Source organism: Hyphomonas sp., from assembly GCF_036964145.1.
Classification (GTDB): Bacteria; Pseudomonadota; Alphaproteobacteria; order Caulobacterales; family Hyphomonadaceae; genus Hyphomonas.
On sequence record NZ_JBALUC010000005.1, the window covers coordinates 164,357 to 190,817 of the forward strand.

Here is a 26,461-nt window from a genome sequence, read left to right on the forward strand (position 1 = left end):
ACGATGGAACGGCCCATTAATGTGAATTTGCACGATAGCCTCAAGGATGTTGAGGACCGTTCGTGCCTCGTAATGGATGATGATGGTCCGTTCGTGCAACGCATGGCGCGAGCGCTCGCCCAGCGCGGTTTCGTGGTTTCTGCCGTCTCGACCGTCTCCGAAGGCAAGGATATCGCCCGCCTCAATCCCCCGGCCTTTGCCGTTCTGGACCTGCGCCTGGAAGATGGCAGCGGGCTGGACGTGGTGGAAGTGCTGCACAAGCACCGGCCTGACGCCCGCGCGGTCATCTTGACCGGCTATGGCGCGATTGCGACCGCTGTCGCCGCCGTGAAAGCCGGCGCCGTGGATTATCTGTCGAAGCCGGCCGACGTGGAAGACATTATCCGCGCCCTCGCCGCCTCCCCCGATGAAAAGCCTGCCCCGCCGGAGAATCCGATGTCGGCAGACCGGGTTCGCTGGGAACATATCCAGCGCGTCTACGAGCTGTGCAATCACAACGTCTCGGAAACGGCGCGCCGCCTGAACATGCACCGCCGCACCCTGCAACGTATTCTTGCAAAACGGGCCCCACGTTAAACCCAGTCCTGCAACAGTGTTGCCGGAAAGCGTCGCTCGCGCGCACGCAGGCCTGCCATGAGTTAAATGCAGTTGCGTCTCATTCTGAGCGACTGGTAAGCGCCGGGCATGAAAAAGTTTCAGTGCTCAGTCGCCCCGCTCGCCCTCCTCGCTTTTGCCCTCCCAGCCACGGCCCAGTCCGAAGACCCGGTAAGCCGGCTGGACACGATTGTCACCACCGCCACCCCCAGCGCCGCGCCTCTGACAGACATTCCGATGTCCGTCAGCGTGATCGAGTCCAGCGACCTGTCGCTGGCCGATGCCTATGTCAGCGCCGAGGACATGACTGACCTGCTGACCGGGGTTGAGGCCGCTGTCGCAAACGGCACGCAGGTCGCCTTCCAGATTCGCGGCGTCGGCGCAGTGGACCACCAGGCCCTGACGCCCACCGCCGCTGCGGTCTATTCCGATGGCGTCTATCTGGCGACGAACGTCCAGACTGGCCTGATGCTGTACGATCTGGACCGCGTGGAGGTCCTAAAAGGCCCGCAAGGCACACTGTATGGCCGCAACGCGTCCGGGGGCGCGATCAATTTCATCTCCGCGAAACCTGGCGAGGACCAGCGCCGGTATGTTCGGGCGGGCTATGGCAACCTGAATCGCGTGGACTTGGATGGCGCGTATGGCGAGCACTATGACAATGGCTTCAGCTATCGTCTCGCCGGGCGGTATCTGTCGCGCGATGCCGCGCTGGACAATGTCACCGGCCCAGAGGATGCGGGCGGCGTGCGGGACGAGTTTGGCCTGCGGCTTGGCCTGAACTGGGAAGAGGCGCTTGGAGGCTCCCTTTTGGTGCGGACGCATTATGAGGAAGACAATGGTGTCAACGCCGCGCCGCGCAATGACACGCTTGATCTCGGCGATCATGAGATTGCGGTCGGCAGTGATGGTGTTCAGGACACCGACAATGAATTCTATGGCGTCTCGGCCGAATATGAGCGCGCGCTGGGGCGGTGGATGCTTACATCCCTGACGGCCTTTGAGGGGTACAATCAGGCGTACGGGTTTGATTTCGACGGGGCTGTCGCCCTGTTCGATAATCCGAATTTCAACGCCAACCTCGCCTACATCCGTGATTTTCGTCAGTATTCGCAGGAATTCCGGCTGCAGACGGACTGGGAGGGTGGTAGCACCCTGATCGGCGTCTCGGGCTCGCTGGAAGATTTCAGCCAGACCTATACGATCTGGTGCGGAGACCTCGATGCTGACACGCTGCTCGGCGCTTGCCCCTATGTCGGCGCCGCAAGCCGCGCAGGACCCGCTCCGGTCTCCGACACGCGCGCCATGACCCTGGTAACAGACATTCGCCAGGACCGGTCGGCTCTGGCAGCCTTCACCTACAATGAGTTCGACCTGTCCGACCGCCTCACCGCCACGCTTGGCGCGCGGGTGACGCATGAGCGCATCGAAGGCATGGGCAGCGGCCGTCACCTCTTCGAGGATGGCACAATCGGCTATAATAATGTCGGTGGCCTCGGCCTTGCGGCAGGCTCGAACGAGATCGAGGACACGCGCCTCTCCGGCAATGCGGCGCTCTCCTATCAGCTCGACCAGGGCAGCGCCTATGTGTCTGTGTCCAACAGCTACAAGTCCGGCGGCTTCAACGGGGAAGTCCAGAACAATGCGACTCATTTTGCGAAGGCTGGCCTGTTCGACGCGGAAACGGTGACAGCCTATGAAGCGGGCTACAAGGGCCAGTTGGACGATGCGTTCGCTTACAGCGTCGCCGTCTTTGTGCAGGACTACCAGGACCCGCAGGCGCGCATCTTCGTGAACTTTCCGCTACCGGACGGGTCAAGCATCACCTCGAATTCTCTGTCCAATCTCGATCAAGCCATTTCATACGGGCTGGAGGCCGATTTCGCATGGCAGGCGACGGAGCAATTCTCTCTGAATGGCGGATTGACGCTTCTGGAAACCGAGATCGGCCAATCCTCCGACATCGGCGGCAATGCCGACACATTTGACGGCAACCCGCTCCCCTTCGCGCCGGATGTCTCCGTGACCCTCGGCGGACGCTATGAGTTCGCGCTGACCGACACGGTCGAGGCCAGCCTTGCCGCACATGCCAAGTATCGCGGTGATTATTATCTCGACCCAGAGAGTCTGGACAGCCGCATGCAGGACGGCTTCACGACCCTCCAGGCGGAGGCAAATTTCGTGTTCACGGATACCGGCCTCAGCCTGACCGTCTGGGGATGGAACTTGACCGATGAAGATTATGCCGTCTCCGGCTATGGCTTCATTGGCTATGATACCTTCCGCTCCGACCCGCGCACCTATGGCGTGCGGATCGGCTACGAATTCTAGGCCCTAGCCGGGACAGTCGCCATAATCGAAGCGGAGGGCCCGGAAATTGACCGGGTCGCCGTTCGAATAGTTCAGCGCGTAATAAGGCTCGGTCTCGGTGACGCAGAGGCGCATCTGATCGGCCTGCGCGCGCAAATGGCGAATCTCGTCTTCAATCGGCGGCTCGGCCTTGCGATCCTCGAAATTGACGAGATAGACGACCGGATAGGCGGCCGGATCCTGAGGCAGGTCGAGCGGAGTTTCCGGCGGATGGAGATTCTGTGTGCCGAGGGTCAGCACATAGGAGGGCTCGGCATAGCCAAGCGCCAGGATGCGTTCCGGCGGCTGCCAGTCACACGCCTCGCCCGGCACACCGCAGACATCCTCCAGCGCCAGCCGCGCCGTCTCGGTGGGCTGCACCCAGACCTGGCTCGGCAACATGAAGATGCGGATATGCCACCCAATCGCGACGGCCGCATAGATGGCAAACATGGCGGCGTTGCACTCATGGCGCCGACTGAACTCAATGATGGCGACACCGCAGAGACCGAAGCCAATCCACCAGAGCCAGAGCGGGAAGCTGCGATACTCCGCCCAGGAATTGAGAACGTCCTCTGGCACCGCGGTCGAGAAGTCGCCTGCCGTCTCCGCCATGAAATAGGTCGTCACGCCCGGGAAGGAGGCGGTGAGCAGAAGGATCGCGCCCAGCGCAAACAGGATGAGCGAGAGCCAACGCGTGACCGGCCAGAGCTTGCCCTCCATCATCTGGGTCGAGGCATAGCCCGCCAGCAGGCCGAGGGCCGGATAGGCTGGCAGGATATAGTGGCTGAGCAGGGTCGGCATGAGTTCGAAGAAGGCGTAGGTCAGCACGGCCCATGCAACGATCATGCGGATTGCGCGCGTTTCTTCCGGGATGACGAATTCCCCGACCGGGTGCGTGCTCATCCATTTGTCACGGCCGGAAGACCACCAAAAGAAAACCAGAAGCAAGGCCGGCCAGGCCGGCAAGGGTTTCAGGGTGGCGAGTGTGTTCAGGGACCGTGGCACCAGCCCCGTCCCTTCCGGGCGCGGCAGGTAGGGCAAGAGATAACTCAGCGCCAGCAATACGGCGAACAGTGCAGCCCCGACCAAGGTGACATGTTTCAACCACGCCACGCCTTGCGGCTTGATGGGTTTCAGCGTTTTCCACGCGGCCATGAAGCCGGGAATGATGAACAAGCTCGCCGGGAAGAACCAGACCGGGATATGGGTCAGATGGTAGAATGGCCACCCGCCATGGCCCTCTGACGCGCCGGTGAACTTGTCTTTCAAATCCTTGCCGACCGCGCCCTTGATATATTGACCGTCAGTCGCGGCCTGAATCCACAGGAACCAGGGCAGCACCATGGCGACAAAAATGGCTGGCCCCGGCCACCAGAGCAGGACGCGCCACCAGTCGCCCCCCTTGCCGTCCGTCGCCTTGGTCCAGACCCATGCCCCGATGCCGGCATAGGCCGCCACCATGGGCGTGACCGGCCCCTTGATCAGGAAACTGGTGCCCATGCAGAACCAGAACAGCAGCGCCATCTTCTTTGACTGGTCACGACGCATATAGAGCCGGGCAAGCGCGCCGATGCTAAGCGTGGTCAGGAAGACCAGCATGCCATCAGTCTTGGAAATATGCGCCTCGGACGTCAGCAGCAGCGTCGCGCCGAAGAGGGCCGAGCCGACAAAGCTCGCCCGCCGCCCGATCAGCACCAGTCCGGTCCAGAAACAGGCAAGCGTGCCAAAGGCCGCGCCGAGCCAACTCGGGACGCGATAGGTCCATATCTGCTTGGCTTCCGGCCCGGTGAACACGGCCGTCGAGGCGGCTTGCAGCCAATGGATGCCTGCCGGCTTCTTGTTGCGCAGCTCATCCTGATACTGGATGCGGATATAATCCTTTTCCTCGAGCATTTCCTTGGAGGCCTGAGCGAACCGGCTTTCATCCCTGTCGAGAGCGGGCAGGTTGAACACACCGGGCGCGGCAGCGCCGAAAGTCAGGATGAACAGGACGAACCAGGGTTTCCAGCCAGTGGAAAGTCGATCAAGCAAAGTCATGGAAGCCGTTTACCTCGTTCATGTCGGCGCGTCTTCAGGGTTTTGCGCTGAGTTTCAGTGAGTGACAAATGCGCCGCAGGGCTCGCCTTGCGGGAAAACGCTTTGTATGAGCGTCCGAAACCTGCCTCGCGCGTGCGCGAGTCCCTTGCCTGAAAGGTGCCAGCCGTGGCCCAGTCGCTTGAATTTTCCATTGTCGTGCCGGTTCACAATGAGTCCGGCAATGTCGAATCCCTGATCACCGAAATCCATCGCGCGCTCGACGGGCGTGCGTTCGAGATGGTGTTCGTCGACGATGCCTCGACCGATGACACACGCGCGCGCCTGATCGAGCTGAAATCGCGCTTTCCCATGCTGCGCGTGATCGGGCACCGGAAGAATGCCGGGCAGAGCCGCGCCATACGCTCCGGCATCCTGGCCGCGCGCGCGCCTGTGATCGGCACGCTGGATGGCGACGGACAGAATGATCCCGCCGATCTGCCGGACCTTTACCGTCAGCTGACCCGGGCAGATGCGCCGGAATCGCTCAAAATGGTGATGGGCCGCCGGACCAAGCGCAAGGACACGGCCTGGAAACGATTCGGCAGCACGTTTGCCAACAATATCCGCAAGCGCATGCTGAAGGATGATTGCGACGATGCCGGCTGCGGCGTGAAAGCGCTCTACCGCGACACGTTCCTGCAACTCCCCTATTTCGACCATATCCACCGCTACGTCCCTGCCCTGATGCGGGCCGACGGGTTTGACGTGGAATATCGCGATGTGAACCATCGCGAGCGGCGCACCGGCACATCGAACTACACGAATTTCGGCCGGCTGGCGGACGCCCTGTCCGATCTTCGCGGGGTCATGTGGCTGATCCGGCGCCGGCGCAATCCCGGCGGCATGGACGAACTCTAGCGATACGTCGCGATGGCGATACAGATTTCGCCATCCTCATCAAAGATGAAGGTCTCGGCAGCCGATTGGCCCCTGTGATTGGTGTAGAGCAGCGTGATCGCATCCGATCCGGCCAGCACATCATCCAGTTCGAAGAACAGGTCATTCGCGCCCGCAAGCGCCGCATGCCAGTATTCGCGCAGCGCCGCCTTGCCTGTGAGAAAGTCTTCTTTCGTCTCCAACACCTGCGCAAGGCGCGGTGAATGGAACACGACCCCGTCGGCATAGTGCGAGAGCACACCGTCGAGGTCGTGATCATTCCAGGCTGCTACCCATTCACGGGCAAACGAATCAGCGTCCGGTCTGGCCATACGGCCTGTTACTAGGCTTGGCCGTTTACCGCCAGAACATCTTCAACCGTCCGGAGTCCGGGCTTCGGCGAAGTCACCAGAACAGCCATGTTTCCGGGCAGGTGCTTGTTATCCAGCATCTTGTCGTGCGCCGCCGGAATGTCTTCCCACGGGAAGACTTCGGACATGCCCGGATCAATGCGCCGGTTGATGACCAACTGGTTGGCGGCGCTTGCCTGTTTCAGGTTTGCGAAATGGCTGCCCTGCACCCGTTTCTGCCGCATCCAGAGAAAGCGTGCATCCATGGTCAGGTTGAAGCCGGTCGTACCGGCACAGATAACGACCATGCCGCCGCGCTTCACGACAAAGACAGATACCGGGAAGGTCGACTCGCCCGGATGCTCGAACACGATGTCCACATCCTTCTTGTCGGTGAGCTCCCAGATCGCTTTGCCGAATTTGCGGCTCTCTTTCATGTAGTCCTTGAATTCCGGGCCGTTCACGGTCGGCAGCTGGCCCCAGCAATTGAAGTCCTTGCGGTTGAGCACGCCTTTGGCCCCAAGACTGAGCACATGCTCCTTCTTGTCGTCACTCCCGACGATCCCGATCGCATTCGCCCCGGTAACTGCGCAGAGCTGGATGCCAAAACTGCCAAGACCACCAGAAGCGCCCCAGACAAGGACATTGTCTGCCGGCTTCACGATGTGCGGCCGGTGGCCGAACAGCATCCGGTAGGCCGTCGCGAGCGTCAGCGTATAGCAGGCGCTCTCTTCCCAGGTCAGGTGTTTCGGACGTGGCATACACTGACGGGCCTGCACGCGGCAGAACTGCGCGAAGGAGCCATCGGGCGTCTCATAGCCCCAGATGCGCTGGCTGGGCGAGAACATCGGATCGCCACCATTGCATTCCTCGTCGTCGCCATCATCCTGGTTACAGTGAATGACCACTTCGTCGCCGGGCTTCACGCGCGTCACCTTGCGGCCAACGGCCCAGACGATTCCGGACGCATCCGAGCCTGCGACATGGAAATCCTGCTTGTGAACGTCGAACACCGACATCGGCTCGCCGAGCGCCGCCCAGATGCCGTTATAATTCACGCCGGCGGCCATCACGAGGACCAGCACTTCGTCGGAATCGATTTCCGGCACCGGAACCTGTTCCAGTTGCATCGCCGTTGACGGCCGTCCGTGGCGGTCCCGGCGGATCGCCCAGGCGTGCATCATCTTCGGTACGTGGAACTCCGGCGGGATCTCGCCGAGCTCGTAAATATCTTTCGTCTCCCTTGCCATGGCAGGGGGGCCCTCCTCCTTGATTGCGTTTCCAGGATGGTCTGGCGCACAATTATTCGTGGCTTCACAAATCATCCGGTTCCCGCCACCTTGGCCGCTGAGCGAGGAGCTTGCAAGAATTTTGTTGCGCTGCACAAATTTTGAAAAAGGGGCGTTGCAATCATGCCAATGGGCGAAACGGTTTATCTGAACGGAGCCTTCACGCCGCGGAAAGAGGCGCTGATTTCCCCGCTGGACCGGGGATTCCTGTTTTCGCATGCGGCCTATGAAGTGACCGCGATTTACGGCGGGAAGCTCATCGATTTTGATGGCCATATGTCGCGCCTCGGCAACACGCTGGAAGCAATTTCGATCCCCAATCCGCATGATCTGCCCCGCTGGACCGATATTCATACACAGCTGATTTCCCGCAATCAGCTGTCCGAGGGGCTGGTCTATCTGGAGGTTTCTGCCGGCACCTATGACAGCCGGGATTTCGCCGGCCCGGAGATATTCACGCCGACCATCTTCCTGTTTGCCGACCATCGCCCCCTGATCAACGAGGTCGCCGAACATGGCATCAAGGCGATCTTCCTGAATGACATTCGCTGGCGCCGCCGGGATATCAAGACAACGCAATTGCTGTCGCAGGCCCTCGCCTATCGTAGCGCGCGCGAGGCTGGTGCCAAGACCGCCTTCATGGTGGAGGACGGCTATGTCACCGAAGCCGCCTCGGCGAATACCTGGATCGTGACCGAGGATGACCGGATCATCACCCGCAATCTGTCTAGCGACATCCTGCCCGGGATCACACGCGGCCATGTGATTGCGCGTCTGCGGGAGCGCGGCCTGCCGGTCGAGGAGCGTCCGTTCACGCCGGACGACGCCTATGCGGCAAAGGAAATCTTCACGACATCCGCAGGCGCGATGATTGCGCCGGTCATCCAGCTGGAAGATCGGCCTGTCGGGGACGGCAAGCCCGGCCCGGTCACGCGCCAGGTCCAGCGGCTCTACTATGAAGCGATTGGCGCGGATGTGGCGACGGCTGCCCCCTGGGCCCTCGCCTGAAGCGTATTGCGCACTTTCAGACACAGGATCACGCTGGCCAGCAACAGGGTCACCATGTTGGCCACGATGATCGGCAGGGATCCGGTCAGGATGCCATAGACGAGCCAGCCCGCAACACCGGTGGTGAACATGATGTACATCACCAGCGAGATTCCATCCGTCTTGCCTGTGCGAATGACCAGCAAGGCCTGAGGCAGGAAAGACAGGGTCGTGAGAGCTGCGGCCATCAGGCCGATCATGTCAGACATCTTCAAAAAACTCCGTGAGCGGCGGTGCCCTATAGCGGATTTGCGGCCCCTACGAAACTGCATGCAGGTGCAAGGCATTCATGAATGTTTGCGGTAACGGCCACGCCGCGAAGTTTAGTCGCGGTCGATGACTTCGCCTTCGATAATATCGCCCGGAGCCTCGCCAGATGGCCCCGCGCCGCCCGGCGGCGTGAAATTGGCATTCATCTGGGCCATCACACTGGACACTTCCCGGGTCGCCATTCGCGCGCTGATCGCATTGGCCAGCAGGGCGACGCCGGTCACGGCGGAGAACAGCCCCAGATCGGTCAGGCCGAGCCCACGCGCCAGAATTGTCTCCCGAAAGAGCGCCAGCACACCAAGACTGACAATGAACAGGCCCGCCAGAAAGCCCGCCCGGACTGCAAAGCCCGGCAGCAAGCCGGTAATGGCGGGATACCCCTCATTGCCAGACAATCGGTGCAGCCGGAACCGTTCCACCCAGCTGACCAGCAGCATACCTGCAGCCAGGGCCGCGACCATCAGGATGCTGCGTTCCATCAGGGCCGCTACCACCACGCCGACCGGAAACGCCAGAATGGCGACGATCCGCAAAAACAGGGCGGTCTGGATCACATTGGTCGGTTGGTTCACGGAAATCTCCTCTCGCCTACATCTGGTTGTTCAGACATCCTGACGCAAGCAGCAGCGCTTGCCTTGTGACGTCGCACGCGGCATGCTGCGCCGCAACATAACAAGGGGAGAATTCCGTGGCAGACATGGATAAAGCATACCAGCACGCACCGGACCGCCCGTGGATCTTCCGGACCTATGCCGGGCATTCGACGGCCACCAAATCCAACGAACTCTATCGCGGCAACCTCGCCAAGGGCCAGACCGGCCTCTCTATCGCCTTCGACCTGCCGACTCAAACCGCCTATGACGCCGACCACATCCTGTCCAAGGGCGAAGTTGGAAAGGTGGGCGTACCCGTCAAGCATCTCGGCGACATGCGCCTCCTGTTCGACCAGCTGCCGCTGGAAGAGATGAACACCTCGATGACGATCAATGCGCCAGCCGCCTGGATGCTGGCGCTGTACGTGGCGCTGGCCGATGAGCGCGGCGACGACCGCACCAAACTGCGCGGAACGACCCAGAACGACATTGTGAAGGAGTACCTCTCGCGCGGGACTTATGTGTTCCCGCCGGAACCCAGCCTGCGCCTGATCTCGGACATGGTGAGTTGGTGCTATACCGAAGTCCCGAAATGGAATCCGATGAATGTCTGCTCCTACCATTTGCAGGAAGCGGGCGCGACACCGGAACAGGAGCTGGCCTATGCCTTGGCCACGGCGATTTCCGTTCTGGATACGGTCAAGGCTGGCGGGCAAGTTCCGGAATCAGACTTTGAAACCGTCTTCGGAAGGATTTCCTTCTTCGTGAATGCCGGAGTCCGTTTCGTTACAGAACTCTGTAAGATGCGTGCCTTTGTGGAACTTTGGGAAGAGATTGGCCGTGAGCGCTATGGCGTGACCAGCCCAAAGGCGCTGCTGTTCCGCTATGGCGTGCAAGTGAACTCGCTGGGCCTAACCGAGCCTCAGCCGGAAAACAATGTCTACCGCATCCTGATCGAGGCGATGGCCGTCACCCTGTCGAAGAAAGCCCGTTGCCGGGCCCTGCAGCTGCCGGCCTGGAACGAGGCACTGGGCCTGCCACGCCCGTGGGACCAGCAATGGTCGCTGCGCCTGCAGCAGATCCTCGCCTATGAAACGGACCTTCTGGAATATGAAGACATCTTCGACGGCAGCCATGTCATCGAATCCAAGACCGAGGAGCTGAAGGCACTGGCCCGTGACACGCTGGCCGACCTTGATGCGCGTGGCGGCGCCACCCAGTCCATCGACTATATGAAGGAAAGCCTCGTCGGCGCGCATATCGAACGTATCAAGGCGATCGAGAGCGGCGACCTGACTGTGGTCGGCGTCAACCGCTACACCGAAACCGAGGAAAGCCCGCTGGCGGGCGGCGACGGATCCATCCAGACCGTCGACCCGGCCGAAGAATCTGCTCAGGTCCGTGATTTGAAAGAATGGCGCAGCAAACGTGACGCAAGCGCCGTGGACGAGGCGCTCGCAGCGTTGAAGCAAGCCGCTCAGGACGGGACCAACATCATGGAGCCGTCGATTGCCTGCGCAAAGGCCGGCGTTACGACCGGCGAATGGGGCACCGCGATGCGGGAAGTGTTCGGCGAATTCCGTGCACCGACGGGCGTCGCCATGGTTATCAAGACCGAAGGCGAAGAGGACGCGGTCGCTGTCCGAAAGGAAGTTGAGCGCGTTTCCGAAGCGCTTGGCCGCCAGCTGACCTATGTGCTCGGCAAGCCGGGCCTCGATGGCCATTCCAACGGCGCCGAACAGATTGCTGCGCGGGGCCGCGAAGTCGGCATGAATGTCGTCTATGAAGGCATCCGCTTCACGCCGTCAGAGATCGCTGCGCAAGCCCAGAAGAACAACGCCCACGTGGTCGGCCTGTCGATCCTGTCGGGGAGTCATCTTGACCTCGTGCGCGAGACGATTGCCGAGCTGCGCGCGGTCGGCCTCGGGGACGTGCCCGTCGTCATCGGCGGCATTATTCCGCCGGAAGATGCCCGCGCCCTGCGCCAGATGGGCATCGCCCGCGTCTACACACCCAAGGACTTCAAGATCACCGAAATCATGGGGGATGTGGTCGGGATCGTTGAGAAAGCGTGGCTGGTCGAGGGCTGATCGGCAGTGCCCTGCGCATAAATGATTGAATCCCTGCCTGTTCGCCTCTATCGGGCGCGAGCAGGCAGGAAGGCTTTCAAGATGGCGCAGTCAGAATCATTCCAACTCGGCTGGGAAGAGTGGCTTTCGTTGCCAGATCTCGGCCTGCCTGCGATCAAGGCAAAGATCGACACGGGCGCGCGGACCTCTGCGCTGCATGCCAGCGTCATCGAGCCGTTTGGGCCCGCCGACGCACCGCAAGTGCGCTTCCTGATTCAACCGGACCCAAGTGATCCGGGCCTCGAAATCACCTGTTCCGCGCCCGTCGTCGACCGGCGCGATGTGACGAGTTCCAATGGCGAAACCGAACTGCGCTATGTGATCCAGACCGATGTGGAAATCGGAGGACGGCGCTGGCCGATTCAGCTGACCCTGACAAACCGCGAGAGCATGACCTATCGCATGCTGTTCGGCCGCGGCGCGATCCAGCCGGACATGATCGTCAACGCAAACGCATCTTTCCTGCAGCCGAAGCTCGACTTTGCCGCCTATGCCGGTCTGCCGAAGAAGCGGCCGGTCAAACGTCCCCTGCGCATTGCCCTGCTGACCCGCGAGCCGCGGAATTATTCCAGTCTGCGCCTGATCGAAGCTGCGCAGGCACGGGGTCATGTGATCGAAGCGATCGATACGGCGCGCTGCTACATGCAGATCGGCACGACACATCCGCAAGTTCATTATGATGGCAAGGCCCTGCCACGTTATGATGCCGTCATACCGCGCATAGGGGCAGGCATTACCGGTTACGGCCTCGCCGTGCTCAGGCAGTTCACCAATACCGGCGCCTTTTGCCTGAACAGTGCCAGTGCGATAGGCCATTCCCGGGACAAGCTGATGGCGCACCAATTGCTCGCGCGCGCCAAGATCGACATGCCGGTCACAGCCTTTGCGCACAGCCCGAAAGACACCAAGGACCTGATCTCGCTCGCCGGTGGCGCGCCGGTCGTTGTGAAACTCCTGTCGTCCACACAAGGTAAAGGCGTGGTTCTGGCCGAAACTCGCAAGGCCGCCGAAAGCCTGACCGACGCATTCCGCGGCCTCGATGCGAACTTCCTTGTTCAGGAATTCGTGGAGGAGGCGGCGGGAACGGACGTGCGGGCCTTCGTCATTGGCAACAAGGTGGTCGGCGCGATGAAGCGCCAGGCCCAGAAGGGCGAGTTCCGGTCAAACCTCCATCGCGGCGGTACGGCCTCGACGATCAAGCTGTCCCGGCTGGAACGGGATACAGCCCGCGAAGCGGCCAAGGTGCTCGGCCTGCGCGTGGCGGGCGTTGACCTGTTGCAGACAGAGAAAGGCCCGAAGGTTCTGGAGGTCAACTCGTCCCCCGGCCTTGAAGGCATCGAATCCGCCAGCGGCAAGGACATTGCCGGCCTGATCATCGAGCATCTCGAAAGCCAGGTCCGGCCCCTGTCCCGTATCCGCGAACCGTCTGCCCGCCAGCGACGCCAGAACAAGCTCAGCGAGAACTGAACAGCTTGCCCTTTTCGGTGATCAGCACGATCACGAGCGCGCCTACGCCGAGACAGGCAAAGCCGATGATCAACGGCAGTGTCGTCCCATTGTAGTAGCTGCCGATCAGTATTCCCAGCAGGCTTGAAACTGTGGTCGTGGCAAAGCCATATGCCGCCGACGCGGTACCGGCAATCTTGCCCAGCGGCTCCATGGCGAGCGCCGAGAAATTCGCGCCCATCAGGCCGAAACAGGCAAAGGTCAGTGCGAACATCGGGAAGAACCAGAGCAAGCTCTCACCAAAGAAATATGTGACGAGCGCGAGGGCCGAGGACATCAGGATAAAAAAGATCATGGCGGCATGGCTAATGCGGCGCATGCCGATCTTTTCCACCATGCGGGAATTGAAGAAATTCGCGCAGGCCAGGGCGCCGGCTACGCCGGCGAACCAGAAGGCAAAGGTTTCTTCCTGTTTGAACACGTCCCGAAAGACCTGCTCGGACGAGCCAATGAACGAGAAGAGCGCCCCGAAGATGACGCCGGAGGCACACATATAGCCAAAGGTGATGCGGCTGCGCGCGACCGCAAGATAGCTGCTGGCGGCAGAAGAGATATTGAGCGGATTGCGGGCTTCCTCCGGCAGGGTTTCCGGCAGGCGCAACCAGGTCCAGGCCAGCAGCGCCGTGCCGAACAGCGCAAGCACGCCAAATATCCACTCCCAGGGGGCGACGAACAGGATCATCTGTCCCATGGCGGGGGCAATCATCGGGACGACCATGAAGATGGTCATGACGAGCGACATGAACCCGGCCATACGGCGTCCGGCATACAAATCCCTGACCACGGATACCGCCACGAGGCGCGCGCCTGAAGCGAACACACCCTGCAGAAATCGTGCAGCCAGCAGCGCGTGGAAATCCTTCAGCGCAATGCAGAGGAGGGCTGTCAGCGAGTATCCGATCAATCCGACGAACAGAGGCATGCGCCGTCCGAAACGGTCGGATATCGGACCCCAGACAAGTTGGGGCGCACCAAAGCCCAGCACGTAGGCAAAGACAATCATCTGCTGGCGATTGGAATCTTCCGGCGATGCGCCGGTCAGACCGATCGATTCCGCAATCTCCCCAAGCGCCGGCAGCATGATATCAATGGCCAGCGCGTTCAGGGCCATCAGGGCCGCGACCATGATGACCATCTCTGTCCTCCCGGGCACGGGACGACCGTGCGCACCTTCCAAGATGCGCGGTGGTGGGGCTGGCAATTCGGAATCCGGCATCGTGCGGGGGAACCTCTATTTGAGTCGTAAGGGCCCTATCTGGGCCGCCTTCTACCTGATGGCCAGTGGCAGACCCATAAAAAAGCCCCGCCAAGGGGCGGGGCTGCAATGCGAATTCGCAAGGACGCGAATTATTTGGGCTGTGGCCGCATGATATTGGCGCCCAGATTGAACACCACTTGCTCTGCATCGAAATAGGCTGCGTCGGCCGGCTTTTCGCCTTTGCCCATCAGGATCTCTGCCGAGGCAACATAGCTGGTCCGCTCGCGATATTCCGGGGGGCCATTCCAGAACGGGTCGTAATAGCCGAAGGGGGAATAACGGGTCCGATAGAACGGGTCCCGGAAATACGCGGCGTGTGGCCCGTAATAGGCGTAATCCAGATGGAAATGATTGTAATAGGGAGAATAGGTGCTGCCGCCGACGGGGACCAGCCGACTCTCAGCATCCGTCTCGCGGCGCACGACCCGGAAATGGTCATACCCGTTCAGTCGGGTCAGTTCTGCCGCCCGATAGAGCAAATAGGTCTCCACCGTCTTGCGGTCGGTCAACGAGTTGCCGGCGAATTCGACCTGGAACCGATTGTCCTCGATCTTCATCTCCGAATAGCCACGCTCGCCATCGAACGCAGCCTGATATGGGGTTGCCGTGGCGCAGGCCCCGAGGACGGCGAGCGCCGCCAAAGCGCCTGTTAGCTTGAAGCTGGGCATGGGTGTTCACCCTCCAAAACAGTGTTTCCTGTAATGTATGAAGGAAGCGAGCTGAACACTAGTTGAATTGGCTTCACAATTCAGAGAGCCCCATGATCAAAATCAATTGCGCAAACAAAAAGGGGCGACCTGCAGGCCGCCCCAGATGATTTTATACTCTCAGGCGATCAGGCGGCCTTGTATCCAATGACCGCTTTCACTTCGAGGAATTCCTCGAAGCCATGCTCGCCCCATTCGCGGCCATTGCCGGACTGGCCGTAGCCGCCGAAAGGTGCCGTGAAGTCCGGACGCGCGCCATTGACCTGAATCTGGCCAGCGCGGATGCGATTGGCCACCTTGCGGGCTTCTTCTTCAGGGCCCTGCACATAGCCTGCGAGACCATAGACCGTGTCGTTTGCCATCTCGACGGCATCGTCCACGTCTTCGTACGGGATCATCACGAGGACAGGTCCGAAGATTTCCTCACGGGCGATGGTCATGTCATTGGTGACATTCGCAAACACGGTCGGGCGGGCGAAATAGCCCTTGTTGAAACCTTCCGGACGCCCCGGACCGCCAGCGACCAGCGTGGCACCTTCCTCGATGCCCTTCTGGATCAAATCCTGAACTTTCTGGTACTGATTGCCGTTCGAGATCGGACCGATGGCACCCGGCGAAGCTTCGGCCGGCATCATCACTTTCACCGATTCGGTCGTCGCCTTAGCGATGGCAATGGCCTGATCCTGCTGGTCCTTTTGGACAAACATGCGCGAAGGCGCGTTACAGGATTGGCCTGTGTTCGTCATCATCTGCATGATGCCGCCACTAACAGCCTTTTCGAGATCAGCCGATGGCAGGATGATGTTCGGGCTCTTGCCGCCGAGTTCCTGGGCGACACGCTTGACGGTCGGAGCAGCCGCCTGAGCCACCAGCACACCGGCGCGGGTGGAGCCGGTAAAGCTCATCATGTCGACATCCGGATGCGAAGACAGGGCAGAGCCGACGCCCGGACCGTCACCATTGACGAGGTTGAACACGCCTTTCGGCACGCCAGCCTCATGCATGATCTCGGTCAAGATCAGCGCGTCCAGCGGTGCGATCTCGGAAGGTTTGAGCACCATGGTGCAGCCCGCAGCAATTGCCGGGGCGACCTTGCAGGCAATCTGGTTCAGCGGCCAGTTCCAGGGCGTGATGAAGCCACAAACCCCGATGGCCTCCTTGCGGAGCAGCGTCGTGCCTTTCAGCTCTTCGAACTGGTAGTCGCGCAGGATGGCGGCGGTGGTGGCGAAATGGCCCATGCCAGCCGGCACCTGAGCCGCATTGGCCAGCCACATCGGCGCGCCCATTTCGTTTGAGATGGCTTCGGCCATTTCAGGCAGGCGTGCCTGAATACCCGCAGCGATCTTCTCCAACAGCTCAGCCCGGTATTCCACACTGGTCTGCGAGAAGGCCGGGAATGCCGCCTTGGCAGCCGCAACGGCCTTGTCGACATCCGCCTTGGATCCGATCGAAATGACCGCGAAATTCTCTTCGGTTGCCGGATTCTCGATTTCCATCGTACGCGGCTCCACGGGGTCTACCCATGCACCATCGATATAGAACTGCTTGTATTCCTTCATGCCGGTCGGGCCTCCCTGTGGTCCATATGCTTAATATGAGTATAGGTGAGCCACCCGCCACCTGCGAGTCCTGACGCTGGGTAATTTCGTGACGATGGCGTTAGCCACCATGCACGTGATCCACATCGAAGGCGGCAATCGTCGCCAAGTTGACGATATCGCCGACCGTCGCACCAAGCGAGGCGATCTGCACCGGCTTTTCGAGACCAAGCAGCATCGGGCCGATGACGGTCGCGCGGCTCATGGACTCCAGCAGCTTCGTCGAGATTGAGGCGGCATGAATGGCCGGCATGACGAGTACGTTCGCCGGCCCCGTGAGACGCGAGAAGGGGTAGAGAATCTTGTGGCTGGTGTTCAAGGCCACATCGGCGCTCATGTCGCCCTCATACTCGAAATCGACATTCTCCATGTCATCCAGCAGGGCCACCGCTTCGCGCACTTTCTCGCCGCGTTCACCCATCGGGTTTCCGAAGGTCGAATAGGACAGGAACGCCACCCGCGGGGAGAAGCCGAGCGAGCGGACCGCCCGGGCGGCCTCTATCGCGATATTGGCCAGGTCTTCACCCTGCGGCAGTTCGGTGACGCTGGTGTCGGCGATGAAGACCGTCCGCCCCCGGTTGATTACCATGGACATACCAATCACGGCCTGGCCCGGAATTGGGTCGAGCACCAGCAGCGAGTCATTCAGGGCCACATCATAGTTCCGCGTGACACCAGTGACCATGCCGTCCGCATCGCCATTCTTCAGCATGCAGCACCCGAACACGTTGCGGTCCTGGTTGACCAGACGCTGCGCGTCGCGCTTCAGATAGCCGTCGCGCTGGAGGCGGGCATACAGCATGTCCGTATAGACGGGATTGTTGTCGGAGAGGCGCGCATTGAGGATCTCAAGCGTCCCGGGCGCGATGCCCATCTGCTCCATGGCGCGCTGGACCTGGGCTTCGCGGCCGATCAGGATCGGATGGCCGAGGCCCTGGTTCTTGAAGCTGAAGGCGGCGCGGACAACGGCTGGCTCTTCGCCTTCGGCAAACACGATCCGGCGCTGGAGTTCCTTGCAGCGCGCCTGCACGCCCTGAATGAAGGATGCCGACGGATCAGCGCGGCGGGCCAGCGAATGCCGATAGGCTTCCATGTCATCGATCGGTTTGCGGGCGACGCCCGTATCCATTGCGGCCTGAGCCACGAAGGGCGGAATGAAGCTGATCAAGCGCGGATCGAATGGGGTCGGAATGATATACTCACGGCCAAAGCTCGGACGTGCGCCATGATAGGCAGCCGCCACTTCATCCGGCACATCTTCGCGCGCCAATTCAGCGATAGCGCGCGCGGCGGCAACCTTCATTTCCTCATTGATGCCACGGGCGCGCACATCAAGCGCACCGCGGAAAATGTAGGGGAAGCCGAGGACATTATTGACCTGGTTGGGATAGTCCGACCGGCCCGTCGCAATGATCGCATCGTCGCGGACTGATTTGATGTCTTCCGGCGTGATTTCCGGATCCGGGTTCGCCATCGCGAAGATGATCGGATTGTCGGCCATGGATTTGACCATCTCTTTCGAGACGACGCCCTTGGCGGACAGGCCGAGCAGGACGTCAGCCCCCTCAATGGCTTCAGCAAGCGTGCGCTTGGTCGTTTTTACGGCGAAGGCCGACTTGAACTGGTCCATCTTCTCGGTGCGGCCTTCATAGACCACACCGCTGGAGTCACACATCAAGATGTTTTCAGGCTTCACGCCGAGATGCCGGATCAGGCCCGCGCAGGACAGGCCCGCCGCCCCTGCTCCGGAGACGGCAACTTTCAGGTCCTTCAATTCTCGCCCGGTAATGTGGCAGGCATTGATCAGGCCCGCAGCAGCAATAATCGCCGTGCCATGCTGGTCATCATGGAAGACGGGAATATCCAGGTCTTCGCGCAGGCGGCTCTCGATGATGAAACAGTCCGGCGAGGAAATGTCTTCCAGATTGATCCCGCCCCATGTGGCGCCGATATTCCGGACCGTGGTGATGAATTCCTCGACATCCGTCGTGCTGACCTCGACATCAAAACTGTCGATATCCGCAAAACGTTTGAACAGGACGGCCTTGCCTTCCATCACCGGCTTGGACGCCATCGGGCCGAGATTGCCGAGACCGAGAATGGCCGTGCCATTGGAAATCACGGCGACCATGTTGCCCTTGGACGTGTAGTCGTAGGCCTTGTCTTCGTCTTCGGCGATGGCCAGCACTGGGATGGCGACCCCGGGGCTATAGGCCAGCGACAGGTCCCGCTGCGTCCCCATGGGCTTGGTCGGCACCATGGAAATCTTGCCGGCGTGGGGCTGCGAGTGGAAATCGAGGGCTTCCTGGTCTGTGAAGCTCGGCCGTTTAGTGGTCATTGCGCGGCAATTCCGTTTTTTGCAAAAAGTTTCAAATGAGGCGGCAAACTAGGCCGGTGCGAAAGGCATGCCAACCGTAAAACAGGCCATTCTATGCGATAAGATCACTTTGTCGCGCACAAGCTGGTGCGAGGCTTTGCGAATCTCTCCTGCTGGCGCTAGCGTCCCCGCCCATGGCCGACACTGCTGCTCCTTCGAAAACCCCCTCTGCGCCCAGCCCGTTCATGGCGCAATACCTGTCGATCAAGGCGCGGCATGCCAATGCCCTGCTGTTCTTCCGGATGGGGGATTTCTACGAGCTGTTTTTCGAAGATGCCGTGCAGGCCGCCAGAGTGCTCGACATCACCCTGACCTCGCGGGGCGAATATGAGGGCAGGCCGATCCCGATGGCCGGCGTGCCCTACCATGCCGCCGAGGGCTATCTGGCGCGCCTGATCAAGGCCGGGTGCCGGGTCGCGGTGTGCGAGCAGACCGAAACCCCTGCCGAAGCGAAGAAGCGCGGCTCGAAGGCAATCGTGAACCGGGATATTGTGCGCATCGTTACACCGGGCACGCTGACCGAAGACGCCCTGCTGCCGGCACGCCAGGACCAGGCCCTCGCCGCCATCGCGCTTGGCACCGGCGGGACCGAAGCAGCAATTGCTGTCTGCGATGTGTCGACCGGCCGGTTTGACGTGACTGCCTTGGCAGCTGAGGCGCTTGCCGACAGTCTCATGGCGTATCCGCTCTCTGAACTGCTCGTCTCGGAAGGCGATCTTGATAAGCCGGCCATCGCCAATGCGAGCGCCCTCTCCACTGCGCCGGTCACCTTCCGGCCTGCCCGCAGTGCCACGCACAAATCCGGCGAAGCATTGCTTAAGGAAACTTTCGGCATTGCCGCGCTGGAAGCGCTGGGCGATTTCGGCCGGGCCGAACTCTCAGCCATCGGCCTCTTGCTCGACTATGTGAAACTGACCCAGGCCGGCAGCGAGATCCGGCTCGACCCGCCAATCCGCGCGCGCGCCGAAGGCCACCTCGCCATCGATCCGGCGACCCGGACCAGCCTGGAGATCGACCGGTCCATGCGCGGCGACCGGGACGGCTCGCTGCTCGGAACGATTGATCGCACCGTCACGGCGCCGGGTGCCCGCCTCCTGGCGTCGCGGCTGGCGAGGCCCTCGGTGGACCGGGCGGAGATCGAGGCACGCTTCGATGCGGTCGCCTGGTTCGCTGATGACCGCGACACGGTGGAGTCGGTGCGCTCGAGCCTCCGCGCCGCCCCGGACCTTGAACGGGCACGCACGCGCCTGCGCCTCGGTCGCGGCGGCCCGCGTGACCTTGTGGCCATCGGACGGGCGCTGACCGCCTCTCATGAGGCAGCCAGCCGCCTCGCCGAAACCTCTTCCGGCCTGCCGCCAAAGATCGCCGAGGCCATCGCCGCGCTCGATCTGCGCAACGACTCAAATCTCGCCGCGCTGGCAGAGGATCTTCGCAAGGCCCTTTCAGAGACTCCCCCGACACTTGCCCGTGACGGCGGCTTCGTCGCGCCCGGATGGGACGAAGCCCTCGACGAGGCCCGTGGCCTGCGCGATGACAGCCGCCAGATCATTGCGGCGCTTCAGGCGCGCTATGCCGACGAGACCGGCATCTCTGCGCTGAAGATCAAGTTCAACAATGTGCTCGGCTATTTTGTGGATGTGCCGGCCCGGCATGGCGACCCGCTGATGAAGCCGCCGCTGTCGGAAACCTTCATCCACCGCCAGACGCTGGCCAGCAATGTTCGCTTTTCCACGCAGGAACTTTCAGAACTGGCCGGAAAGATTTCCCGCGCCGAGGATGAAGCCAAGGCCCGCGAGCTGGCAATTTTCGATGATTTCTGTCAGCGGATCGATGCGTTGAATACGCCCCTCACCCGGACCGCCGCCGCCATTGCCGACCTGGATGTCGCGGCGGCTTCGGCCGAATGGGCCTTCGAGGCAGACGCAGTCCGCCCGCTCCTGACCGATGACACGACGTTCAAGGCAACGGGCCTGCGCCACCCCGTCGTGGAGGCGGCGCTAAAGAAGGAAGGCCAGGGTTTCACCGCAAATGATTTGAACCTCAGCGGCGAAGACGAGTCCGGCACGCGGCTCCTGCTGGTCACCGGCCCGAACATGGCGGGTAAATCAACCTATCTCAGACAGGCTGCGCTGGCCGTCATCCTTGCGCAGGCGGGCCTGTTCGTTCCGGCACGTTCGCTGACGCTCGGCCTTGCCGACCGTATCTTTTCGCGGGTCGGTGCGTCGGACGATCTTGCGCGCGGTCGCTCAACCTTCATGGTCGAAATGGTGGAAACCGCCGCCATCCTTAATCAGGCGACGGAGCGCAGCTTCGTCATCATGGACGAAGTTGGGCGGGGTACATCGACCTGGGACGGGTTGGCAATTGCCTGGACCGCCGTCGAACATCTTCACTCGGTCAACAAGGCCCGCGCGCTGTTCGCCACGCACTATCACGAGCTGACCAAGCTGGTGGAGGACCTTCCCGGCGCAGCAAACGCCTCGCTGCGTGCCAAGGAATGGAAGGATGACCTCGTCTTTCTGCATGAAGTGCAAGCCGGCCCAGCTGACAAATCCTATGGCGTACAGGTCGCCAAGCTGGCCGGCCTGCCAAAGAAGGCCGTAAAGCGCGCAGGCCAGATCCTGAAACAGCTGGAAGCCGAGCCGAGCGCGCCGGAAAGCCTGCCGCTCTTCGCCGCCGCCTCGCTTGCGCCGGACACAGACGAATCTGAAGGGGCCGAGACAATCGGCCCGTCCGAGGTGGACCTGATGCTGCAAAAGATCGATCCGGACTCGCTGACCCCGCGCGAGGCACTGGACCTGCTCTACCGGCTCAAATCACTCGGCGGAGACTGATCGCCGGGTTTCAGTCCCAGTTTCTTCAGGGGGCTGCCCATTCCGCCCGATACCATGGCCGCCAGCAATTTCGGCGCGGGCGGAATTTTGCTGATTGGCGCGGCCAGCCAGTCTCGCAACCAGGCAAGCATCGTCGAGTCAGACTGGTAGACCGGGGTGAACAGCCAGCTCATTGCCTGGAACAATCGGACGTGTCCGGATCGCATGGAGGCGTAGTGGCGCAATTGGCGGTCCAGATCATCGTGAACGGTCAAGGCTCGTGCGAGCGCGAAGGCGTCCAGCAGCGCCATGTTCGCGCCCTGCCCCAATTGCGGGCTGGCAGCGTGCCAGCTGTCGCCGAGATGGACGAGCCTTTGGTTCACAACCGGCCCATGCGTGCGGTGATCATATTGGGCAAAGGTCAGCTGGTCATGCCGCTCCAGTTGTTCCAGCAAGGGCGCCGTCTCGGGCCAGAGCGTGGTTGCCTCTTGCTTCCAGTCCGAAAGCGGCGCCTGTTTCCAGGCGGCATGCGCATCGGCGCGGATCGACCAGAAATAGGTGAGCGTTTCGGGGCTCGCATCGCTGCCGCGCCCGGACGGCATGACCCCCGCCATTTGGCGCGCCTGCCGGTAGCGCTGCGCCAGTGCAGTCTTCTCGAACCCCAGACCCTCCTTCCACGGCAGGGTTGCCCAGAGCGCCCCATAGGCCAGCGGGTTGCGCGAACGCGAGGGAAGCGGCGAACGCACACCCAGCGCATCAACCACAAGCTCGAACGGCCCGAGCGTCTTGCCCTCTCCTGTGGTCAAATAACCGCTGACCGCCTGCACGGACAGGATGCGCGTGGATGGGACGATCCCGGCCCCGGCCTCCATGGCTGCGCGATAGACAAGGTCGAACAGGACCGGCCGCTGGATCGCCACGCCGCACAGGCCGGGCCGGATGGCATCATACCGAACATCCAGAACGGTCCGGCCGGAGCCGACAGCCTGCCCGTGAAGCCGATGAAGGGGCGCGCCCAGTTGTTCAGCCCGCTCCCGCAAGCCAAGCTCCGCCAGGATCGTCAGACCGGTTTCCTGCAGGATCAGGCCAGACCCGATGGGCTTTGGCGTGTCGAACTGGTCATAGACCGAAACCTCATGACCCTGCCGCGCCAGCAGGGCCGCCGCCGCCAGTCCGCCAATGCCGGCGCCGGCAATCGCAATCTTCCGGGATGAGATCATATCAGCCGGCAACTTTCACGGGGTTGCGGTTGCAGACAAGCTGCTTGACGAATTCGACATGGCTGCGCAGTCGGTAGAGGTCGTCCGTATAGGATAGCGGCACTTCTACCGCGCCGATCTCTGCCTGCAAGGTTTCGAGCTCTTCGAGCACCTTATCGCGTTCGGCATCGTCATCTGTAGACCGTCCGCGCTCTTCAAGTGTGCGCAAATCTTCATACCAGACATAGATCTTCCGGCGCACGCGCCAGCGATAGATGGGCGGGGCGGCCCGGACCAGCGGGAACAGCAAGGTCAGAAGCGGAATGGCCAGAACCCAGGCCCGCTCCAGAAAGTTCGCCACATCGAACGAGAAATAGCGGCGCAGGAAGGATGGGCCATTTTGATAATAGCGCCGGGCCTGATCGGAAATCGGCAGGTCAATAAGGTCCGGGTCCGGATATTGGCCGGCCGGCGCCAGCAGCGTGCCCTGGGAATGGATCGCCGTCGCGGCATCAATAAGCAGCGCCTCAATGGCCGGGTGCAAATCCTTGCGCACCACCAGCTGCGCGACCGGGGCGACGAGCGGAATGTCGGCTGCGGGCACATCCTGACCAATATCGACTACGCCCCTGAGCAGGACGATGTCGGACAAGGCCTCATGCCGCCGGGCCAGCGCCCGGGCGCGGTCAAACCGCAACAGCCGCACCTCGGAACTGTTCAGCAGCCGGTCGACATAAGAGGCCTCTACGGATGCGGAGAATGCAGCTGCATCCACCTCGCCCGCCAACAGGGCGTCTGCCGCCGCATTGCCGGACAGCGGCAGACGGGATGTAGAGTTCCATTTGCCCCCATAATCGCTCTCGAGTTCGATCGCGAGCATGCGTGTGCCCGACCCGTCCCCGCCGACGGCCATACGGACCGTTCGCAAATCCCCGAGCGTTTCAGCAGGCAAGTCAGTCCGGACAAATACCCAGAACGGTTCCGGGAACAGGCCGCCAATCGAGCGGAGCATTTCTTCGTCGCGGGCAGTCGACAGACCGCCTTGCACGAGTCCGACATCGGCTTCGGAATCGCCCAACAGGCGCAGATTGTCGATCGAGCCCTGCGTTTCGACCAGAACCACCTCCACCTCCTCTTCTGCGAGGAGGCGCTGATAGCGTTCTGCAAAGGCGTGATACGCGCCGCCGGGGCTGCCGGCAGCAAAGCGGATCGTCTTCGGCGGTGCGGGGTCCATCAGGACCAAGGCCAGCAGGACGCCTGCAAATGCAATCACGACCAGCGGCCAATAGACTTTCAGGAAATCCCGTAATCCCGACATGAACTCCGCCTCCCACCGCGCTGACTGTGTCGGTTAAAGCTCTAGGCCGGGAATTTGCAAGGATCAACAAAGTGTAAGGGGGCGCCTTCAAATCGCCTCATGCACGCCGTGCATGGAACCTATTCCGTTCGGAGAGTGTTCATCAACGTATCGAGGCACCATCTGGGGCCCAGATTGTCAGAAAGGATCACCCCGTGAGCAACTCCATTTCCATTACGAGGATTTTGTCCGTCGCTGTGATGGGTGTGATCGCTGCAGTGGCCTTCGCCATGATCCTGATGCCACAGCCTTCGCTCTATGCGGGCTGAGCCCTAGTCCTTGTGATACGGCGTCCCGGCGAGAATCGACACAGCGCGATAGACCTGTTCTGACAGCATCACCCTGACAAATCTGTGCGGCCAGGTCTGTGGCCCAAAGGCCAGCGTTTCCGGCACCGCTGATCTCACGGCGTCGCCGTATCCCTCAGCGCCTCCGATCAGGAAAACAAGGTCCGGCACGCCCTGATCGCGCCATTTGGCGAGATTGCCAGCGAAGTCGCGTGAACGGTGCGCGCGTCCAAATTCATCGAGCCGGATACATTTGGCGCCGGAAGGCAGCTTGGCGAGGATGCGGTCGGCCTCTGCGTCTAGCCCGCCGCCACTGGCCACTTCAACTTCCTCGATCTCGCGAAAACCGAGCGACCGCGCAATGGGGCCCGCCCGCTTTATGTATTCATTGACGAGTTCTCGTTCCGGCCCGGCCTTCAACCGTCCGACGACCAGGAAAATAATCCGCATGACCTGGCCCTAATTGGCCGGGGCGCGGTGGGCATTGTCGGATGCCCAGATCTTTTCGAGATTATAGAATTCCCGGACCTCCGGGCGGAACAGATGGACGATCACGTCGCCGGTATCGATCAGTACCCAGTCAGCATTGGGCATGCCTTCGACACTGGCCGGGCGGCCGGTCAACTTCTTGACGTCCTGTGCGAGATGATCTGCCAGGGCCGCTACATGCCGGCCTGAACGACCGGAAGCGATGATCATGAAATCTGCGAGCGAAGATTTTCCATCAAGGTCAATGAAGAGAATATCTTCTGCCTTGTCATCCTCAAGGGCCTGGGCGAGGGATTCGGCCACATTACGGATATCGTCGAGCGTGGCCTGCTGGGCGGGCTGAAGCCGCGGGGCGCTAGGGGTCAGGGGTCCGGTTCCTTCTGGTTACGTCCACTCAAGATAATAGCATCTGAAGGGCCGAACAACCAGCCATTAACGGGCGACACGCACCTTATCGAGTCTGAATCCGCACCAAAACACACCTATTGTGCAGCTTGCCAGATTTTCGCCGCATCCTGATGTCAGATTCCAGCGTCATTATTATCGCTGATGGAGTAGAGTTTCATGCGCACACATATTGCTGTTGCCGCCCTTCTGTTCGCCTTGCCGCTGGGAGGCTGTGCGGTCGCCGCGCTTGGCACTGCAGGCGCGGTGGGCGTCGCCGCGGCCCAGGAGAAATCCCTCGGGGAGGCCGTGGATGACGCGACCGCTTCCAACCAGATCAAGAGCAAACTTTTGTCGGAAAGCGCCAACCGTTTCGGCGAGGTTGATGTTGAGGTCACGGGCGGTCTGGTTCTGCTGTCCGGTCGCGTGAACGCCCCCGAAGACCGCGTGAAGGCCGAGGGCATCGCCTGGACCTCTCCCCTCACCCAGGATGTTGCCAATGAAATCCGCATCCAGCCGCCAGGCGGTTTCCTGTCCAATGTATCAGACGAAGTGATCACCGGCCGCGTCCGCGCCCGGCTGGTTGGGTCAAGCACGGTGAAAAGCCTGAATTTCAACATCGAGACTTATGATGGCGTGGTCTATCTGATGGGCATCGCCCGCTCCGCCGAGGAACTGAAACGGGCGGCTGAGGAGGCCAGCGTTGTCGGCGGCGTCAAACAGGTGGTTTCCTATGTCCGCATCCGCGATGGCCGCACAACCCAACAGGCTGCCCCCACGCCGCAGGGCGCTGCCCCTTATCAAACCGCACCCGATGCCTCATATGACTACGAGGCCGACGGGGAACTGATCGGCGCCAGTTACTAGCAGGGTCAGGTCGCATGGGCGGCGACCCGTTCAAGGGAGCCGC

The 26,461-nt window shown here is 61.5% G+C and carries 21 protein-coding genes; 8 read left to right on the top strand and 13 right to left on the bottom strand.

All coding sequences use genetic code 11. The annotated features are described in order from the left end of the window. The first annotated feature begins 3 nt into the window (after positions 1–3). Both V7660_RS15135 and V7660_RS15140 read left to right on the top strand, forming a co-directional pair. A complete protein-coding gene (locus tag V7660_RS15135; RefSeq protein ID WP_335603884.1) occupies positions 4–576 on the top strand; it encodes an ActR/PrrA/RegA family redox response regulator transcription factor in 573 nt (190 codons plus the stop codon). Between the two features lie 108 nt (positions 577–684). Further along, positions 685–2,925, top strand: coding sequence for a TonB-dependent receptor (locus V7660_RS15140; RefSeq protein ID WP_335603885.1), 2,241 nt, complete (start codon positions 685–687; stop codon positions 2,923–2,925). 3 nt (positions 2,926–2,928) lie between these two features. Here the strand turns inward: V7660_RS15140 and V7660_RS15145 are convergent, their stop codons facing one another. After that, positions 2,929–4,983, bottom strand: coding sequence for an ArnT family glycosyltransferase (locus V7660_RS15145; protein WP_335603886.1), 2,055 nt, complete (start codon positions 4,981–4,983; stop codon positions 2,929–2,931). Positions 4,984–5,148: 165 nt separating this feature from the next. Between V7660_RS15145 and V7660_RS15150 the strand changes: the two genes are divergently transcribed. Next, positions 5,149–5,880 (top strand): glycosyltransferase family 2 protein, encoded by a 732-nt coding sequence (locus V7660_RS15150; RefSeq protein ID WP_335603887.1) that lies wholly within the window; start codon positions 5,149–5,151, stop codon positions 5,878–5,880. On the opposite strand, the gene V7660_RS15155 is transcribed toward V7660_RS15150, so the two are convergent. Both V7660_RS15155 and ccrA read right to left on the bottom strand, forming a co-directional pair. Next, a complete protein-coding gene (locus V7660_RS15155) occupies positions 5,877–6,230 on the bottom strand; it encodes a nuclear transport factor 2 family protein (protein WP_335603888.1) in 354 nt (117 codons plus the stop codon). The two genes, V7660_RS15150 and V7660_RS15155, sit on opposite strands and share 4 nt — an antisense overlap. A gap of 11 nt (positions 6,231–6,241) precedes the next feature. Continuing rightward, the gene (gene ccrA / locus V7660_RS15160) at positions 6,242–7,498 is read right to left on the bottom strand and encodes a crotonyl-CoA carboxylase/reductase (protein ID WP_335603889.1); all 1,257 of its coding nucleotides are present in this window, start codon (positions 7,496–7,498) and stop codon (positions 6,242–6,244) included. Between the two features lie 162 nt (positions 7,499–7,660). Here ccrA and V7660_RS15165 point away from each other — a divergent pair, with 162 nt between their 5' ends. Beyond that, positions 7,661–8,545, top strand: coding sequence for an aminotransferase class IV (locus V7660_RS15165; RefSeq protein ID WP_335603890.1), 885 nt, complete (start codon positions 7,661–7,663; stop codon positions 8,543–8,545). On the opposite strand, the gene V7660_RS15170 is transcribed toward V7660_RS15165, so the two are convergent. Together V7660_RS15170 and V7660_RS15175 are read right to left on the bottom strand one after the other, a co-directional pair. Beyond that, positions 8,491–8,793: a SemiSWEET transporter gene (locus V7660_RS15170; protein WP_335603891.1), complete on the bottom strand. Its 303-nt coding sequence runs from the start codon at positions 8,791–8,793 to the stop codon at positions 8,491–8,493. The two genes, V7660_RS15165 and V7660_RS15170, sit on opposite strands and share 55 nt — an antisense overlap. A 114-nt stretch (positions 8,794–8,907) precedes the next feature. Next, positions 8,908–9,426, bottom strand: a complete 519-nt coding sequence (locus V7660_RS15175; RefSeq protein WP_335603892.1) for a hypothetical protein — start codon at positions 9,424–9,426, stop codon at positions 8,908–8,910. Positions 9,427–9,551: 125 nt separating this feature from the next. Between V7660_RS15175 and V7660_RS15180 the strand changes: the two genes are divergently transcribed. Together V7660_RS15180 and rimK are read left to right on the top strand one after the other, a co-directional pair. Next, positions 9,552–11,537: a protein meaA gene (locus V7660_RS15180; protein WP_335603893.1), complete on the top strand. Its 1,986-nt coding sequence runs from the start codon at positions 9,552–9,554 to the stop codon at positions 11,535–11,537. Positions 11,538–11,618: 81 nt separating this feature from the next. After that, positions 11,619–13,043 carry a 30S ribosomal protein S6--L-glutamate ligase gene (rimK, locus tag V7660_RS15185; RefSeq protein ID WP_335603894.1) on the top strand — a complete coding sequence of 475 codons (1,425 nt, stop codon included), beginning with the start codon at positions 11,619–11,621 and terminating at the stop codon, positions 13,041–13,043. Here rimK and V7660_RS15190 read toward each other — a convergent pair. The 4 genes from V7660_RS15190 to V7660_RS15205 form a co-directional block, all read right to left on the bottom strand. Next, on the bottom strand, positions 13,030–14,217 hold the full coding sequence (locus tag V7660_RS15190; RefSeq protein WP_335603895.1) for a multidrug effflux MFS transporter: 1,188 nt from the start codon (positions 14,215–14,217) through the stop codon (positions 13,030–13,032). The genes rimK and V7660_RS15190 overlap by 14 nt on opposite strands. A 212-nt stretch (positions 14,218–14,429) precedes the next feature. Then, a complete protein-coding gene (locus tag V7660_RS15195) occupies positions 14,430–15,008 on the bottom strand; it encodes a CC0125/CC1285 family lipoprotein (RefSeq protein WP_335603896.1) in 579 nt (192 codons plus the stop codon). A gap of 167 nt (positions 15,009–15,175) precedes the next feature. Beyond that, positions 15,176–16,606 carry an aldehyde dehydrogenase family protein gene (locus V7660_RS15200; RefSeq protein WP_335603897.1) on the bottom strand — a complete coding sequence of 477 codons (1,431 nt, stop codon included), beginning with the start codon at positions 16,604–16,606 and terminating at the stop codon, positions 15,176–15,178. Positions 16,607–16,706: 100 nt separating this feature from the next. After that, positions 16,707–18,983 carry an NADP-dependent malic enzyme gene (locus V7660_RS15205; RefSeq protein ID WP_335603898.1) on the bottom strand — a complete coding sequence of 759 codons (2,277 nt, stop codon included), beginning with the start codon at positions 18,981–18,983 and terminating at the stop codon, positions 16,707–16,709. Positions 18,984–19,156: 173 nt separating this feature from the next. On the opposite strand from V7660_RS15205, the gene mutS reads away from it, so the two are divergent. Continuing rightward, positions 19,157–21,856: a DNA mismatch repair protein MutS gene (gene mutS, locus V7660_RS15210; RefSeq protein WP_335603899.1), complete on the top strand. Its 2,700-nt coding sequence runs from the start codon at positions 19,157–19,159 to the stop codon at positions 21,854–21,856. On the opposite strand, the gene V7660_RS15215 is transcribed toward mutS, so the two are convergent. The 4 genes from V7660_RS15215 to rsfS all read right to left on the bottom strand — a co-directional run bounded on the left by V7660_RS15215 (position 21,826) and on the right by rsfS (position 25,479). Continuing rightward, the gene (locus tag V7660_RS15215; RefSeq protein WP_335603900.1) at positions 21,826–23,055 is read right to left on the bottom strand and encodes an FAD-dependent oxidoreductase; all 1,230 of its coding nucleotides are present in this window, start codon (positions 23,053–23,055) and stop codon (positions 21,826–21,828) included. The two genes, mutS and V7660_RS15215, sit on opposite strands and share 31 nt — an antisense overlap. 1 nt (position 23,056) lies before the next feature. Beyond that, positions 23,057–24,352, bottom strand: a complete 1,296-nt coding sequence (locus tag V7660_RS15220; RefSeq protein ID WP_335603901.1) for a TAXI family TRAP transporter solute-binding subunit — start codon at positions 24,350–24,352, stop codon at positions 23,057–23,059. 311 nt (positions 24,353–24,663) lie between these two features. Further along, positions 24,664–25,128, bottom strand: coding sequence for a 23S rRNA (pseudouridine(1915)-N(3))-methyltransferase RlmH (locus tag V7660_RS15225; protein ID WP_335603902.1), 465 nt, complete (start codon positions 25,126–25,128; stop codon positions 24,664–24,666). Between the two features lie 9 nt (positions 25,129–25,137). Continuing rightward, positions 25,138–25,479 carry a ribosome silencing factor gene (gene rsfS, locus V7660_RS15230; protein WP_348210444.1) on the bottom strand — a complete coding sequence of 114 codons (342 nt, stop codon included), beginning with the start codon at positions 25,477–25,479 and terminating at the stop codon, positions 25,138–25,140. Positions 25,480–25,731: 252 nt separating this feature from the next. Between rsfS and V7660_RS15235 the strand changes: the two genes are divergently transcribed. Continuing rightward, entirely contained in the window at positions 25,732–26,418 is a 687-nt protein-coding gene (locus V7660_RS15235; RefSeq protein WP_335603904.1) for a BON domain-containing protein, read from the top strand. The last annotated feature ends 43 nt before the right edge of the window (positions 26,419–26,461 follow it).